The 15,145-nt window shown below is 72.4% G+C and carries 17 protein-coding genes; 12 read left to right on the top strand and 5 right to left on the bottom strand.

All coding sequences use genetic code 11. The features are described 5' to 3' along the window. The first annotated feature begins 3 nt into the window (after positions 1-3). The 5 genes from JK361_RS24535 to JK361_RS24515 are packed head-to-tail and all read left to right on the top strand — an operon-like array spanning position 4 to position 4,760. Positions 4-1,161, top strand: a complete 1,158-nt coding sequence (locus JK361_RS24535) for a segregation and condensation protein A (protein ID WP_201821773.1) — start codon at positions 4-6, stop codon at positions 1,159-1,161. Next, positions 1,158-1,811 (top strand): SMC-Scp complex subunit ScpB, encoded by a 654-nt coding sequence (scpB, locus tag JK361_RS24530; RefSeq protein WP_201821771.1) that lies wholly within the window; start codon positions 1,158-1,160, stop codon positions 1,809-1,811. The genes JK361_RS24535 and scpB overlap by 4 nt, the downstream gene beginning before the upstream one ends. Continuing rightward, on the top strand, positions 1,811-2,932 hold the full coding sequence (locus JK361_RS24525; RefSeq protein WP_201821769.1) for a pseudouridine synthase: 1,122 nt from the start codon (positions 1,811-1,813) through the stop codon (positions 2,930-2,932). The genes scpB and JK361_RS24525 overlap by 1 nt, the downstream gene beginning before the upstream one ends. Positions 2,933-2,986: 54 nt before the next feature. After that, positions 2,987-4,006, top strand: coding sequence for an ADP-ribosylglycohydrolase family protein (locus JK361_RS24520; protein WP_201821767.1), 1,020 nt, complete (start codon positions 2,987-2,989; stop codon positions 4,004-4,006). Positions 4,007-4,010: 4 nt separating this feature from the next. Continuing rightward, positions 4,011-4,760 (top strand): nucleotidyltransferase domain-containing protein, encoded by a 750-nt coding sequence (locus JK361_RS24515; RefSeq protein ID WP_201821766.1) that lies wholly within the window; start codon positions 4,011-4,013, stop codon positions 4,758-4,760. Here JK361_RS24515 and JK361_RS24510 read toward each other — a convergent pair. Both JK361_RS24510 and JK361_RS24505 read right to left on the bottom strand, forming a co-directional pair. Then, the gene (locus JK361_RS24510; RefSeq protein WP_201821765.1) at positions 4,686-5,429 is read right to left on the bottom strand and encodes a nucleotidyltransferase domain-containing protein; all 744 of its coding nucleotides are present in this window, start codon (positions 5,427-5,429) and stop codon (positions 4,686-4,688) included. The two genes, JK361_RS24515 and JK361_RS24510, sit on opposite strands and share 75 nt — an antisense overlap. Positions 5,430-5,451: 22 nt before the next feature. Next, positions 5,452-5,928 (bottom strand): Rieske (2Fe-2S) protein, encoded by a 477-nt coding sequence (locus JK361_RS24505; protein ID WP_201821764.1) that lies wholly within the window; start codon positions 5,926-5,928, stop codon positions 5,452-5,454. Between the two features lie 146 nt (positions 5,929-6,074). Between JK361_RS24505 and aroH the strand changes: the two genes are divergently transcribed. From aroH to der, 5 genes are all read left to right on the top strand, one after another. Then, positions 6,075-6,434, top strand: coding sequence for a chorismate mutase (gene aroH / locus JK361_RS24500; RefSeq protein ID WP_201821763.1), 360 nt, complete (start codon positions 6,075-6,077; stop codon positions 6,432-6,434). After that, positions 6,431-7,516, top strand: coding sequence for a prephenate dehydrogenase (locus tag JK361_RS24495; protein ID WP_201821762.1), 1,086 nt, complete (start codon positions 6,431-6,433; stop codon positions 7,514-7,516). The genes aroH and JK361_RS24495 overlap by 4 nt, the downstream gene beginning before the upstream one ends. A 97-nt stretch (positions 7,517-7,613) precedes the next feature. After that, positions 7,614-8,306: a (d)CMP kinase gene (gene cmk, locus JK361_RS24490; protein ID WP_201821761.1), complete on the top strand. Its 693-nt coding sequence runs from the start codon at positions 7,614-7,616 to the stop codon at positions 8,304-8,306. A 53-nt stretch (positions 8,307-8,359) separates the two neighbouring features. After that, entirely contained in the window at positions 8,360-8,947 is a 588-nt protein-coding gene (locus JK361_RS24485) for a lysophospholipid acyltransferase family protein (protein ID WP_236053528.1), read from the top strand. A 77-nt stretch (positions 8,948-9,024) separates the two neighbouring features. Next, a complete protein-coding gene (der, locus tag JK361_RS24480; protein ID WP_201821759.1) occupies positions 9,025-10,518 on the top strand; it encodes a ribosome biogenesis GTPase Der in 1,494 nt (497 codons plus the stop codon). 77 nt (positions 10,519-10,595) lie between these two features. On the opposite strand, the gene JK361_RS24475 is transcribed toward der, so the two are convergent. Further along, positions 10,596-10,994, bottom strand: coding sequence for a hypothetical protein (locus JK361_RS24475; RefSeq protein WP_201821757.1), 399 nt, complete (start codon positions 10,992-10,994; stop codon positions 10,596-10,598). Positions 10,995-11,049: 55 nt separating this feature from the next. Then, positions 11,050-11,841: a DUF8842 C-terminal domain-containing protein gene (locus JK361_RS24470; RefSeq protein ID WP_201821755.1), complete on the bottom strand. Its 792-nt coding sequence runs from the start codon at positions 11,839-11,841 to the stop codon at positions 11,050-11,052. Between the two features lie 544 nt (positions 11,842-12,385). On the opposite strand from JK361_RS24470, the gene JK361_RS24465 reads away from it, so the two are divergent. Further along, the gene (locus tag JK361_RS24465; RefSeq protein WP_201821753.1) at positions 12,386-13,096 is read left to right on the top strand and encodes a LysM peptidoglycan-binding domain-containing protein; all 711 of its coding nucleotides are present in this window, start codon (positions 12,386-12,388) and stop codon (positions 13,094-13,096) included. 558 nt (positions 13,097-13,654) lie between these two features. Next, on the top strand, positions 13,655-13,870 hold the full coding sequence (locus tag JK361_RS24460) for an I78 family peptidase inhibitor (RefSeq protein WP_201821751.1): 216 nt from the start codon (positions 13,655-13,657) through the stop codon (positions 13,868-13,870). A 114-nt stretch (positions 13,871-13,984) separates the two neighbouring features. On the opposite strand, the gene JK361_RS24455 is transcribed toward JK361_RS24460, so the two are convergent. Continuing rightward, positions 13,985-15,007, bottom strand: coding sequence for a phosphatase PAP2 family protein (locus JK361_RS24455; RefSeq protein ID WP_201821749.1), 1,023 nt, complete (start codon positions 15,005-15,007; stop codon positions 13,985-13,987). Positions 15,008-15,145: the final 138 nt, after the last annotated feature.

Here is a 15,145-nt window from a genome sequence, read left to right as displayed (position 1 = left end):
GCCATGACCTCGAACGACGTTCCCGCCCCCGGCCCAGGAGCCGGCCGTCGGCGTGCGCTGGGGCGGGGGCCGGGGGCTTCGCCGGCCGAGCCGGGGAACGGGTCCGTGGCGGCGACCGAGTTCCCGTCCCAGCCCGCGGCGGCCGAGCCGGAGCCCGCGGTATCCACGGCGGCCGAGCCCGAGCCCGCCGAACCCCGGCCTACGGAACCGGAGCCTGCCGAGCCGGAGCCTGCCGTATCCGTGGCTGCCGAGCCGGAGCCCGCCGAACCCCGGCCTGCCGACCCCGAGCCCGCCGTGTCCACGGCTGCCGAGCCGGAGCCCGCTGAGGCCGGGGTCGTTCCCGACGGTGTCTTCAAGGTCCGGCTCGCCAACTTCGAGGGGCCCTTCGACCTCCTCCTCCAGCTGATCTCCAAGCACAAGCTGGACGTCACCGAGGTCGCCCTGTCGAAGGTCACCGACGAGTTCATGGCGCACATCCGGGCCATGGGACCGGACTGGGACCTGGACCAGACCACGGAGTTCCTCGTCGTCGCGGCCACCCTGCTCGACCTCAAGGCCGCCCGCCTGCTGCCCGCCGCCGAGGTGGAGGACGAGGCCGACCTCGCGCTGCTGGAGGCCCGGGACCTGCTGTTCGCGCGGCTGCTCCAGTACCGCGCGTACAAGCAGATCGCCGACATCTTCAACCAGCGGCTCGACGACGAGGCCCGCTGCCGGCCCCGTACCGTCGGCCTCGAACCGCACCACGCCGAGCTGCTGCCCGAGGTCGTCATCAGCATCGGCCCCGAGGGCTTCGCCCGGCTCGCGGTCAAGGCGATGCAGCCCAAGCCCAAGCCGCGGGTCTACGTCGACCACATCCACGCCCCGCTGGTCAGCGTGCGGGAACAGGCGGGGATCGTGGTGGCGCGGCTCAGGGAGCTGGGCGAGGCGAGCTTCCGGGCGCTCGTCGAGGACACCGACGACACGCTCACCGTCGTGGCCCGCTTCCTCGCCCTGCTGGAGCTGTACCGGGAGAAGGCCGTCGCGCTGGAGCAGGAGGCCGCGCTCGGGGAGCTGACCGTGCGCTGGACCGGCGGGGACGCGGGCACGGCCCCCGTGGTCACGGACGAGTTCGACCGGCCGCCCGAGGAGGCCGGGCCGGCCAGGGAGGAGAAGAAGGCATGAGCGAGGAGACCGCCGAGACCCCGGCCGGGCCGCATGCCGTCGCCGCCCTCGACCTCAAGCCCGCCCTGGAGGCGATGCTCATGGTCGTGGACGAGCCCGCGACCGAGGAGCACCTGGCCAGACTGCTGGAGCGGCCGAGACGGCAGATCGCGGACGCGCTGCGCGAGCTGGCCGACGAGTACACCGTGCAGGGCCGCGGCTTCGAGCTGCGCTTCGTCGCCGGCGGCTGGCGCTTCTACACCCGCGCCGCGTACGCGCCCGCCGTCGAGCGGCTGGTGCTGGACGGCCAGACGGCCCGGCTCACGCAGGCCGCGCTGGAGACCCTCGCGGTGGTCGCCTACCGCCAGCCGGTCAGCCGCAGCCGCGTCTCCGCGGTGCGCGGGGTCAACTGCGACGGTGTCATGCGGACCCTCCTTCAGCGCGGTCTGGTCGAGGAGGCGGGCGCGGAACCCGAAACAGGTGCGATCCTGTACAGGACGACGAACTACTTCCTGGAGCGGATGGGCCTGCGCGGCCTGGACGAGCTCCCGGAGCTGGCGCCCTTCCTCCCGGAGGCGGAGGCGATCGAGGCCGAGACCCAGGAGGGCGTGCCGTCGTTCGATCCGGACGCCCCGGATTCCGAGGACGCAGACGACAAGACGGAACTTTGATGCGAAGCAGCAGCGGCAGGAACAGCAGCGGAAACAACGGCGGGAGCCGTGGTGGCAACAGCGGCGGCCGCGGCGGGAGCGGCGGGGGCCGCGGTGATTACCGCGGCGCCGGCAATGCCCGTGACGACAAGCAGGGCGGCCGGCCGAAGAAGCCGCGCCCGGAGGAGCGGCGCTACGACGTGGGTCCCGGCGCCACCAAGGACGGTCCGAAGTCGGGCCGGGGCGCCTCGGCGCGCGGCGGCGCCAAGGGCGGCCCCAGGCAGAGCCAGGCCACCGGACGCGGCCGTACGGCTCCGGCGAGCTCCCGCGAGTACGACGCGCGGGCCGAGGAGCGCAACCGCGAGCGCTACGCGGGCAAGAAGGACGTCAAGCTCCCGAAGACCTTCCCCGGCGCCGAGCAGGAGGGCGAGCGGCTCCAGAAGGTCCTCGCGCGCGCGGGCTACGGCTCCCGGCGCGCCTGCGAGGAGCTGATCGAGCAGGCCCGGGTCGAGATCAACGGCGAGATCGTGCTGGAGCAGGGCCGCCGGGTCGACCCGGAGAAGGACGAGGTCAAGGTCGACGGCCTGACGGTCGCGACGCAGTCGTACCAGTTCTTCTCGCTGAACAAGCCCGCCGGTGTCGTGTCCACCATGGAGGACCCGGAGGGCCGGCAGTGCCTCGGTGACTACGTCACCAACCGTGAGACGAGGCTCTTCCACGTCGGCCGGCTGGACACCGAGACCGAGGGTGTCATCCTGCTCACCAACCACGGCGAGCTGGCGCACCGCCTCACGCACCCGAAGTACGGCGTGAAGAAGACCTACCTCGCGGCCATCGTGGGCCCGATCCCGCGTGACCTCGGCAAGCGCCTGAAGGACGGCATCCAGCTGGAGGACGGCTACGCGCGCGCGGACCACTTCCGGGTGGTGGAGCAGACCGGCAAGAACTACCTGGTCGAGGTGACCCTGCACGAGGGCCGCAAGCACATCGTGCGGCGCATGCTCGCCGAGGCCGGCTTCCCGGTCGAGAAGCTGGTGCGCACCTCCTTCGGGCCGATCACCCTCGGCGACCAGAAGTCGGGCTGGCTGCGCCGCCTGTCGAACACCGAGGTCGGCATGCTGATGAAGGAAGTCGACCTCTAGAGCGCCTTGCCGTGATCACCATTCCCCTTTATTGTCAGTGTGACGATAAAGGGGATGGTGAACCGCGTGTCCAAACGAGCCGCAACCGGAACTCTCGTCGGCCTCGCCCTCGGGGACGCCCTCGGCTACCCGACCGAGTTCGACGACGTGCCGTCGATCCTCGCCAAGTGCGGGCCCTGGCGGGAGATGGAGCTGCCGCAGCGGGCCTTCGTGTCCGACGACACCCAGATGACCCTCGCCCTCGGGCGCGGACTGCGCACGGCCATGGAGCGCGGGTACCTCGCGCCGAAGCGGCTGGAGCGGCCGCTGCGCGAGGAGTTCGCGGACTGGTACCACTCGCCGGAGAACAACCGCGCCCCCGGCCGCACCTGCCTGACCGCGTGCGCCCTGCTGGACGACGAGGGCCGGCGCTGGCAGGACGCCAGCCAGATCGGTTCCAAGGGCTGCGGCGCCAACATGCGGGTCGCCCCGATCGGCCTCGCGCCCGGCCTCGACGAGGAACAGCGCGCCGGCGCCGCCCAGTTGCAGTCCGCGCTCACCCACGGCCACCCCACCGCGCTGGCCGCCTCCGACCTCACCGCCCACGCCGTCCACCTGCTCGCCCAGGGCATCGACCCGGCCGGACTCGTCGGACGGCTGCGCTCCTACGCCCTGCACCACCGCACCCGCTACGACCACACCTGGCTCGGCGACCTGTGGACCCGCTCCCAGGACCCGAGTCCGGAGCACTTCATCGCGCGCGGCTGGGACGAGTGCCTGGCGATCCTCGGCCGGCTCCAGGAGGCCGTGCGGACCGTCTCCCCGGAGACCGACCCCTGTCTGGCCACCGGCGAGGGCTGGATAGCCGAGGAGGCGTTCGCCACCGGCCTGCTGTGCTTCCTGCTCTTCCCGGACGAGCCCGTCACCGCCCTGCGCCGGGCCGCCTGCACCGCCGGCGACTCCGACTCCATCGCCTGCCTCACCGGCGCCTTCGCGGGCGCCTGGCTGGGCGCCGACGCCTGGCCCGCCGACTGGGCCGGGCGCATCGAGTACCGAGAGGATCTTTTGGCCCTGGGTTCACTCTGGGATGCTTAGGTCCATGATCGACGATCTCGGCATGGACCTGGCCCCCGTGGTGGCGGAACAGCCCGACCCGCTGCTGTTAGCGACCGTCTCCGGAGCCCATCTGTACGGCTTCCCCTCGCAGGACTCCGACGTGGACCTGCGGGGGGTCCATCTGCTGCCCGCGGCCGAACTCCTCGGTCTGCGCGAGCCGGAGGAGACCCGCTCGCGGACCTGGGTCCGCGACGGCGTCGAACTGGACCTCGTCACCCACGACCTGCGCAAGTTCGTACGGCTGATGCTCCGCCGCAACGGCTATGTGCTGGAACAGCTGCTCTCGCCCCTGGTGGTGCACACCTCCGACGCCCACCGGGAGCTGGCCGCGCTGGCCCCCCGCGTCCTCACCCGCCACCACGCCCACCACTACCGCGGGTTCGCGGCGACCCAGTGGCGGCTGTTCGCGAAGACCGATGAGCTGAAGCCGCTGCTGTACACCTTCCGGGTGCTGCTCACCGGCATCCACCTCATGCGCACCGGCGAGGTCCAGGCCCATCTGCCCACGCTCCTGGACCAGGACGGCGCGCCCGACTACCTGCCCGAACTGATAGCCGCCAAGGCGGAACAGGAGCACGGCAGGGCCGTCGTCGACCACGCGCGCGTGGAGGTCGACGTGAAGCGGCTGCACACCCTGCTCGACGAGGCGCAGGCCGGCTCAGCCCTGCCCGACGCGACCGATGCCCACGACGCCCTGAACGATCTGGTGGTCCGCCTCCGACTGGAGTGCTGAGGCCCGGCGCACCCGGTACAGGAAGCCGGCCACGCGCGCGTGGTCCGGCTCCGCGGGCAGCGGGCTGCCCCGCAGGGCCTCCTCGGTCTCGGCGGCCAGCCGGACCATCCACTCCTCCGCCCGCGCCCACGGCACCTCGCCGCGCTTCACCGCCAGCAGGGGCTCGCGCTGCTCGCCGACGTCGATCCGCAGCTGACCGGAGCGCAGCAGGTCCCGCGCGGACATCAGCAGCCGCAGCAGGTGCATGGCGTGCTTCCAGCGCGGGGCGCCGGTCGTACGGACGTCGGCGTCGAGCTTCTTGCGCTGGCCGAGGGCGTAACGGGTGAACGTGTCGTACGTCTGCCGGGACAGGAAGGCGCCGCGCAGGTCCAGCAGCTCGCGGCCGGTGTCGTCCACGTGCTCCACCAGCGGCGAGTGCAGGCACTCCAGGATGTTCGGGTTGCCGCGCAGCGCCAGCTCGCAGAACCGCTCCAGCTCCCAGGAGAACTGCTCCTCGCCGGGTCCCTCCACATGCGTGGGCGGCTTCTCGAACCGCCAGTACAGCGGGGTGGGGGCGAGGAACACCCCGCGCCGGTCGGTGTCGCTGGCGTCCGTGGCCAGACCGAAGGCGCGGGAGCCCATCACACAGGAGTAGACGGTGTGGTCGCGTACGAGGTCCTGCGGCTGCATCCCCGGAGCGTACGCGGCCCGCTCAGGCCAGGTGGATCGAATTTCCCGACACCGTGATCGACTCCTTCCCGAGCGGCCTGGTCGCGGGGCCGTGAGCCACCGAGCCGTCGGCGATGCGGTACTTGCTGCCGTGGCAGGGGCAGTCGATGGTGCCGTCCGCCACCCGGTTCACCGTGCAGCCCTGGTGCGTGCAGATCGCCGAGAACGCCTTGAAGTCACCCTTCTTCGGCTGGGTGACCACGATCTTCTCCTCCTTGAAGACCTTGCCGCCGCCCTCCGGGATGTCGCTGGTCATCGCCAGCCGCCTCCCGGTGGAAGACGCCTCCTGGGCGGCGGGGGACGCCGCCATGCCGGAGGGGGGCGCCGACGATCCGGACGCCGTCGGCGACGCCGGTGCGGCACCGCCTTCGTTCCTGTCGGCGCCGCATCCCACGCATCCCAGGGCGAGCGCGCCGGCGCCCGTGGCGAGAACGGTGCGCCGTGTCGCGGGCTGGGTCATGTCAGACCTCCGTACAGCCTTCCAGAACGGTCAATAACGGATCTTTCGCATCGTCTCAGCGAGCGGGCGGCGTGCGCCCGTACCGCGCGGGCTGACTACGCTGGACGGACCAAGAACAGACACGTACGTCAGCGAGGAGCAGCGCCGTGGCGGTACGAGCGGTCCGGGGGGCCGTCCAACCGGAGCCGGACGAGGCCGGTCACATGGAGGAGCAGGTCGGAGCGCTGCTCACCGCCGTCCTCGAGCGGAACGGGCTGACCGCCGACGACCTGATCAGCATCTGGTTCACGGCCACCCCCGACCCGCACGGCGACTTCCCGGCCGCCGCCGCCCGCGAGCCGGGCATCGGCGTACCCCTCGGCTGCGCCCAGGAGCCGGACGTCGCGGGCGCCATGCCCCGCCTCGTGCGGATCCTCGCGCACAGCGAGTGGGACCGCCCCCGCGCCGACATCAGCCACGTCTACCCCGGCGCCGCCGCGGCGCTGCGCAAGGACATCGCCCAGTGAGAACCGCACTCGTCATCGGAACCGGCCTGATCGGCACCTCCGCCGCCCTCGCGCTCGCCCAGCGCGGCGTCACCGTCCACCTCGACGACCACGACCCCGAGCAGGCCCGTACGGCCGCCGCGCTGGGCGCCGGCACCGACGAGGCACCCGAGGGCCCGGTGGACGTCGCGATCGTGGCCGCCCCGCCCGCCCACGTGGCCCGGGTGCTCGCCGACGCGATGCGCCGGGGCGTGGCCCGCGGCTACCTGGACGTGGCCAGCGTCAAGGGCGGCCCCCGCCGTGAGCTGGAGTCGCTCGGCCTGGACCTGTCGGCCTACCTCGGCACGCACCCCATGTCCGGCCGGGAGAAGTCCGGCCCGCTGGCCGCCACCGGCGACCTCTTCGAGGGCCGCCCCTGGGTGCTCACCCCCACCCGGGACACCGACACCGAGGTGCTGAACCTCGCCCTGGAGCTGGTCTCGCACTGCCGGGCCGTCCCGGTCGTCATGGACGCCGACGCGCACGACCGCGCCGTCGCCCTCGTCTCCCACATGCCCCACCTGGTCTCCAGCCTGGTCGCCGCCCGCCTGGAGCACGCCGAGGAGGCCGCCGTACGGCTGTGCGGCCAGGGGATCCGGGACGTGACCCGGATCGCCGCCTCCGATCCGCGCATGTGGATCGACATCCTGTCCGCGAACCCGGGCCCGGTCGCCGACCTGCTCTCCGACGTCGCCGCCGACCTGGACGAGACGGTCCAGGCGCTGCGCGCCCTGCAGTCCTCCGACGACGCCAAGCGCGGCGAGGGCACCGCCGGTGTCGAGGCCGTGCTGCGCCGTGGGAACGCCGGCCAGGTGCGGGTACCCGGCAAGCACGGCAGCGCCCCGCGCGTGTACGAGACCGTCGTCGTCCTCATCGACGACCAGCCCGGCCAGCTGGCCCGCATCTTCGCGGACGCCGACCGGGCCGGCGTCAACATCGAGGACGTCCGGATCGAGCACGCAACGGGGCAGCAGGCCGGTCTGGTGCAGCTCATGGTCGAGCCGAGGGCGGCGGCGGCCCTGAAGGAGGCACTGCGCCAGCGGGGCTGGGCGCTGCGCGGGTAACGCCCGGTGAGGACGCCTCCCGCGAGCCAGTAACCTTGTCCGGGGCGCCCTCGCGCCCGGACCCCGCTCACCACCCTTCACCAGGAAGGTGTCCCCCGTGGAAAACGGCGCCCCGACCGCCAAGCCCGTGATCGTCGCGATCGACGGTCCCTCCGGCACGGGCAAGTCGAGCACGTCGAGGGCCGTGGCCGCCCAGCTCGGCCTGAGCTATCTGGACACCGGCGCCCAGTACCGGGCGATCACCTGGTGGATGGTGACCAACGGCATCGACCTGGAGGACCCGACCGCCATCGCCGCCGTCGCCGGCAAGCCGGAGATCATCTCCGGCACCGACCCGGCCGGCCCGACGATCACGGTCGACGGTGTGGACGTGGCCGGCCCGATCCGCACCCAGGAGGTCACCTCCAGCGTCAGCGCGGTCAGCGCGGTGCCCGAGGTGCGCACCCGGATCACCGAGCTTCAGCGTTCGCTGGCCGTCGCCGCGGAGCGGGGCATCGTGGTCGAGGGCCGGGACATCGGTACCACCGTCCTCCCGGACGCCGACCTGAAGATCTTCCTCACCGCGTCCCCGGAGGCCCGCGCGGCCCGCCGCAGCGGCGAGCTGAAGGGCGCCGACGTCAACGCCACCCGCGAGGCCCTGATCAAGCGGGACGCGGCCGACTCCAGCCGCAAGACCTCGCCGCTCGCCAAGGCCGGCGACGCCGTCGAGGTGGACACCACCGAACTCACCCTCGCCCAGGTCATCGAGTGCGTCGTCACCCTGGTCGAGGAGAAGCGGGCCGGGAAGTGAGCGTTCCGTCCGAGCGGGGCGCCGAGGTGGGCCGGCGCATCGGCGTCGGCCTGATGTACGGGCTGTGGAGACCGCGGGTGCTCGGCGCCTGGCGGGTGCCCGCGAGCGGCCCGGCGATCCTCGCGGTGAACCACTCCCACAACATCGACGGCCCCATGGTCATGGGTGTGTCGCCCCGGCCGACGCACTTCCTGATCAAGAAGGAGGCGTTCGTCGGTCCGCTGGGCACGTTCCTGACGGGCATCGGCCAGCTGAAGGTGGACCGCACGTCCGCCGACCGCACGGCGATCACCGACGCGCTCGGCGTCCTGGGCAACGGGGGAGTGCTCGGCATCTTTCCGGAGGGCACCCGGGGCGAGGGCGACTTCGCCTCCCTGCGCGCCGGGCTCGCCTACTTCGCGGTCCGCAGCGGGGCACCGATCGTGCCCGTGGCGGTACTGGGAAGCTCCGAGAAGCCGGGGCGGTTGATAGAGGGGCTGCCTCCGCTGCGCTCCCGTGTCGACGTCGTCTTCGGCGACCCGTTCGAGGCCGGGGACGGCAGCGGACGGCGCACGCGCGCGGCGCTGGACGAGGCGACCGAGCGCATCCAGAAGCAGCTCAGCAGCCACCTGGAAAACGCCAGGCGCCTGACCGGGCGCTAGGCGACACTTGAGTAGTGGATCAGCCCAGCTGGGGTGCTCCACCGATCACCACGAATGAACGACGAGGTACGGACTTCATGAACGACGACATCCAGCCCGACGGCTCGGACGCGCACGAGGACGCGCACGAGTACGACCACGGGGCTCTCGGCGAGGCCGAGTACGCGGAGTTCATGGAGCTCGCCGCGGAAGAGGGCTTCGACATCGAGGACGTCGAGGGCGCCATCGAGGCGGCGGGTCACGGCCCGCTGCCCGTGCTCGCCGTCGTCGGCCGCCCCAATGTCGGCAAGTCGACCCTGGTGAACCGGATGATCGGCCGCCGTGAGGCGGTCGTCGAGGACCGGCCGGGCGTCACCCGCGACCGTGTCACCTACGAGGCCGAGTGGGCCGGCCGCCGCTTCAAGGTCGTCGACACCGGCGGCTGGGAGCAGGACGTCCTCGGTATCGACGCCTCCGTGGCCGCGCAGGCCGAGTACGCGATCGAGGCCGCCGACGCGGTCGTCTTCGTCGTCGACGCCAAGGTCGGCGCGACCGACACCGACGAGGCGGTCGTACGGCTGCTGCGCAAGGCCGGCAAGCCGGTCGTGCTCTGCGCCAACAAGGTCGACGGCCCGAGCGGTGAGGCCGACGCGTCCTACCTGTGGAACCTGGGCCTCGGCGAGCCCCACCCCGTCTCGGCCCTGCACGGCCGTGGGACGGGCGACATGCTCGACGCCGTCCTGGAGGTCCTGCCGAGCGCGCCCGAGCAGTCGTTCGGCACGGCCGTCGGCGGGCCCCGCCGCATCGCCCTGATCGGCCGCCCGAACGTCGGCAAGTCCTCGCTGCTGAACAAGGTGGCCGGCGAGGAGCGCGTCGTCGTCAACGAGCTGGCGGGCACCACCCGCGACCCGGTCGACGAGATCATCGAACTCGGCGGCAAGACCTGGAAGTTCGTGGACACCGCCGGCATCCGCAAGCGCGTCCACCTCCAGCAGGGCGCCGACTACTACGCCTCGCTGCGCACGGCCGCCGCCGTGGAGAAGGCGGAGGTCGCGGTCATCCTGATCGACGCCTCCGAGAACATCTCCGTGCAGGACCAGCGGATCGTCACCATGGCGGTCGAGGCGGGCCGCGCGTTGGTCATCGCCTACAACAAGTGGGACACCCTCGACGAGGAGCGCCGCTACTACCTGGAGCGGGAGATCGAGACCGAGCTGGGCCAGATCGCGTGGGCCCCGCGGGTGAACGTCTCGGCGCGCACCGGCCGTCACATGGAGAAGCTGGTCCCGGCGATCGAGACCGCCCTCGCCGGCTGGGAGACCCGTGTCCCCACCGGCCGGCTGAACGCCTTCCTGGGCGAGCTGGTCTCGGCCCACCCGCACCCCGTCCGGGGCGGCAAGCAGCCGCGCATCCTGTTCGGCACCCAGGCCGGCACCAAGCCCCCGCGGTTCGTGCTCTTCGCCTCCGGCTTCATCGAGGCGGGCTACCGGCGTTTCATCGAGCGCCGGCTGCGCGAGGAGTTCGCCTTCGAGGGCACCCCGATCCACATCTCGGTCCGGGTGCGCGAGAAGCGCGGCGGGAAGAAGAAGTAGCCGCTGCAGCGACGGCGGCACGTCGTGAAGGGCGGTCCCTGGGAAACCAGGGGCCGCCCTTCACGTGCGTGCGCCCGTCACGCGCCACGGCGCGGTGCCGGCGGCAGCGCGGCGGCCGGGACGTACTGCATCCCGGTGTCGTGCTGCCGTCCGAGCGTGCCGACCCGCTGCCACTGCGACTGCTGCCGGGCGCTGTAGGCCCCCGCGCTGTAGGCGCTGTACGAGCTGCTGAACGACCCCGCCCGGTGGCCGCCGTACGCGCCCGTGCCGTCCGGGAAGTCCCCGAAGGCGCTGAACCTCAGCTCCTCCTCGCCGCTGCGGTCTCCCGGCAGCGTACGGAAGGCCTTGACCCACTCCGCGTAGAGCGAGTCGTAGATCGGTGTGGCCGACGGTCCGCCGGATGGCTCCTGCGCAGCCCTCGCGGAGGGGACGGCGGAGAAGGACGACCGGCGGGGAGGAGTGTCGTATGCGTGCACGTATGTCCAAACGACCGGGATCGCAAAGGGATGCGGTCGGACGGGCGCGCGGGGCTCAGGTGCCGGCGAGCGGCAGCGCCGCGGCGACCAGCCTGCCGCCTGCCGCGGCCTTGTCCAGGGCGTCCCGCAGCAGGTCCTCCCGAGGCTGCCGGCCGATGGACCCGACCGGCGCCGCGAACAGCAGCACCTGCTGGTGCTTGTTCGCCGCCGCCCGCCAGCTGTCCGTGACCTGGAGCGGCTGGTGCGCCTGCCACCAGGCGACCGGCTGCCCGCCGTTGCTCGACGGCTGGAGCACCGCGTGCAGCCGGCCCATGGCCAGCAGGACGGACCAGCCGTGCAGCACCGCGGGGACGGAGGCCAGCTCGGTGACCGGCATGAAGCCCTGCTCGATGAGGAGCGGAAGGAAGTCGTCGCCGGCACCGATCGTGCCCGGGCGGACGATCGGGGAGGTCGGCTCGACGACGAGCGCGGGGTGCAGCTCGCCGTCGACCAGGACGAGCCCGCTGGTCACGCCGAGCACCGCCTGCTCGGGCACGGCCGTGTGCGGCTCGATGCCGGCCATGTCGCCACCGGCGGTGCCGATGGACCGGACGGCGCCCTGGAGCTGCTCCTCGGTGACCTGGACGACCTGCGAGGGCAGGCAGCTGGCGTGGGCGAAGGCGAGGACGGCGGTCTCGTCACCGACGAACAGGACGGTGCTGGTGCGCTCCTGCTCGGAGTCGCCCGGGGTGCGACAGGACGTGCAGTCGTAACTGCCCGGGGCGTTCTCTCCGGCGAGCAGCCGGTCGGCTTCTTCGTCGCCGATCTCGGCGCGTACGGCGTCGCTGACGTCGAGCATGCGCGGCACGGGTGGCTCCCTCGGGATGCGGTGCTGGGGTCGGCCGGGTGGCTCCCGGCCGATGAGCCCCCGGGGTTGCGGGCTCATGAAGAAGACAACGGGCGTCCTGTGGTGGGGGTCACGCCCCGGGACCGACCGGTTCGAACCTTCCGGCGCACAGGGTCACCTTTGGTGCGGAATCGGCCACACACCGTCAACTTCGCGCGGGGTCAAGGAACTTGAACGGGTGAAGTGGGTCACAGATCGCTTCAGGGGGTGGTCGAAAAATCAGTAAATCAAAGGATGTAGTGGGTGTCTGAAAATCGCCGATACTCGCGGTAACGGGGAACTGGCCTGGAACGACGGTGAGTTGGTTGATTCCGGCTGCCCGCCCTCCTTACATTCCTCCGCCGTGTGCAACGAGCACCGCTCGGGTACGTCCGCCAGCCGGCACCAGGCAGAGCACGATCGCCGGAACCGGTCACGGCGGACGGGGCGGGTGCGCGGAACCGCGGCCATACGCGGCGAGGCGCGCTCCGCCTGGGGGAGCCCGGGTTCGTGGAGAGGGAACTACATGTCCGAGTGTGCCGATACCACCCGCAACACCGCCCGTCCCGACAGCGCCCGCAAGGGCCGTACGGCGGCCGCGCTCGCCGGAGCCGCCCTGCTGGCCCCGCTGGGACTGCTGGCCGCGACCGGCAACGCCGCCGCGGCGGACAACGGAGTGTGGGACCGCATCGCCCAGTGCGAGAGCGGTGGCAACTGGCACATCAACACCGGCAACGGCTACTACGGCGGGCTCCAGTTCTCCGCCTCGACCTGGCGCGCGTACGGCGGCACCGCCTACGCCCCGACGGCCGACCAGGCCTCCAGGAGCGCGCAGGTCGCCGTCGCCACCAAGGTCCAGCAGGCCCAGGGCTGGGGTGCCTGGCCGGTCTGCTCGGCCCGGGCCGGGGCCTCGGGCGCCGCTCCCGCGGCGTCCCACACCGGTTCCTCCGGTACGTCGGCCTCGACCGGCGGCGCGACGACGAAGTCCGCACCGGCGAAGTCCGCCCCGTCCGGGTCCACCCCGTCCAGGTCCGCGCCGGCGAGGACGCCGGAACGCCCGGCGGCCGCCACCGGCCGCAGCGCCTCCCGCGGTGACTACACCGTCCGCGAGGGCGACACCCTGAGCACCATCGCCGCCCGCCACGGGACCACCTGGCAGCGGGTCTACGCCGCCAACAAGGCCGTCATCGGCGACGACCCCGATCTGATCGTGCCCGGCCAGCGCCTCGCGCTCTGAGCGCCGCCGCGACGACACCCGACAGCCGCCGTCCCCACCGGGACGGCGGCTGTCCGCGCCGGGACGGCGGATCCGGCCCCCGAGCCGCCGCACCGGCCGTGCCGCCGCCCTCGCCGTCCCGGTCCCCATGGCTCGCCCCTTCGCCTCGCCGCGCCCGGGCCCGCCCTCGAGGGGCCGCCCGCGGCCCGCGGCTCGGACCGGGGGCGCTCGGCGGCACATGTGATGGATCCGTGAAATTCCTATGTGGTGTCAGCTGTTGCGGCAGTCCACCGGATTGCGTGGGGAATCACGCTCCGGAGCCGCCCCCGATCCCCGCCCCGGCGCTTTCCCCGGGGAATTCGAAGAGGCTCCTCCGGCACGCATGAATTCCGTTCGATTACCCCGGCAAGCGGAACGGAAACCCTCGTACGTGTGACGCCCCCCGCAGCCGGGACCGAAGTCGCGGTGGCCGAAACGGCATCGGGGGAGCTGTGACAGAAGTGTGACGGGGTCCGGATACGGGCCTTACCCAGCCGTGCCCGGCTTCCGTCACCGCCGGTCGCGGCCTAGCGTGGCCGCATGGCACCGATTCCCACTCCGCCAGCGGAGCCCCAGGACAGCCCGGACGGGTACGTCGGTCTCGACGCCGCGGAAGCCGAGCGGCTCGCCCGGCAGCGCGGCTGGTCGACGGTACGGTCGCTGCCGCCGGGCGCGATCATCACCATGGAATACCGGGCCGGACGGCTGAACTTCGAGGTACGGGACGGCCGGGTGGACCGCGCCTGGAAGGGGTGAGGCCCCCTCGTCCCGACGCGGGTACGGCGAAGGCCCCGTCTCCCTCTCCGGGAGCGGGGCCTTCGCCGTGGCGCGGGGCGGTGGTGCGTACCGGACCCCGCCGCCGTCGTGCCGTCAGCCGCCTGTCAAGGGGCGGGCGGGCTGGGTCGTGCCGCGCGGGACACGGTCGGCGTGCGGCGGGCGGCGGCTGCCCGCCGGGGTGACCGGGCGCTCCGACCGCGCCGCGTGCGCTCCGGGCGCCAGGTGTGCCAGACCCCGGGAGGACCGGGTCGAGGAGACCGGTTCACGGGCCGGCGCCGGCTGCTCGGCGGACGTGGTGCGCGGCATGAGCACGACCGGCGTGACCGGGACGGCGGGCTCGGGCGCGGGCCGGCCGAGCCGGTCGCGCAACCGGTCGCGCAGGTCGAAGAGCGTGGTCTCGGCCTTGGTGACCAGCGGCTCGAACCAGGGCAGGGCGAGCATGATGAGCAGGCCGGCGGCCCAGCCCAGCAGGACGTCGCTCAGCCAGTGCGTACCGAGGTAGACGGTGGTGAGGCCGACGCCGAGCGAGGTGACCGCGGACAGGGCCGACAGCCAGCGGCGGGCCCTCGGGCTGGAGGCCAGGTACGCCAGGATCCCCCAGGTCACCACCGCGTTGGCGGTGTGGCCGCTGGGAAATATATCGCCGCCGAGACCCATCTCGCTCGAGCCGATCACGGTCGCGTAGTGCGGACCGAGGCGTCCCATCCCGAGCTTGGCGGCGCCGACCGTGATGTTCAGGACCAGCAGGGAGGTGGCAAGGGTCAGCAGGGGGCGGAGGGTGTGCTGCCGCCAGGAGCGCCAGCCCAGCCAGGACGCGACCATCACGGCGGTGGGGCCGCGCTGGCCGAGCACCACGTAGTAGTCGAGGAACGCGTGGATCTGCGGCCACTGCTGGTACGGCCGGAAGAACATGACCTGCCAGTCCAGCCGGACGAGCCAGGAGGTGGTCACCACGGCCCACACGATCGCCAGGTAGAAAGCCAGGGTCGCCGAGAACAGGACGACCCGGTGCCGGCTCATCCTCGGCACATCGATGTGGGCCGGTCGTTCCGGCTCACGGTCCAGTCTGGCGAACACCCGGTCCAGACGCCGGGTGAGGTTTCGTTCGGTACGCACCCAATCGACGTTACAGCGAGTGAGCTGTGTTCCCGGTCGAAACAGCGGCTTTGTGATGACGATGTGATGTGGGAAAGGTCTCAAGGGCGGCCCGAATTCATTGGATTCCGCAATCCGGCGAGAGCAGACGGGTCAATT

The organism is Streptomyces musisoli (assembly GCF_016741855.1).
In the GTDB taxonomy this organism is placed as follows: Bacteria; Actinomycetota; Actinomycetes; order Streptomycetales; family Streptomycetaceae; genus Streptomyces; species Streptomyces musisoli.
Note: the sequence above shows the minus strand (reverse complement) of the source record. Positions and strands in the feature narration are given on the sequence as shown.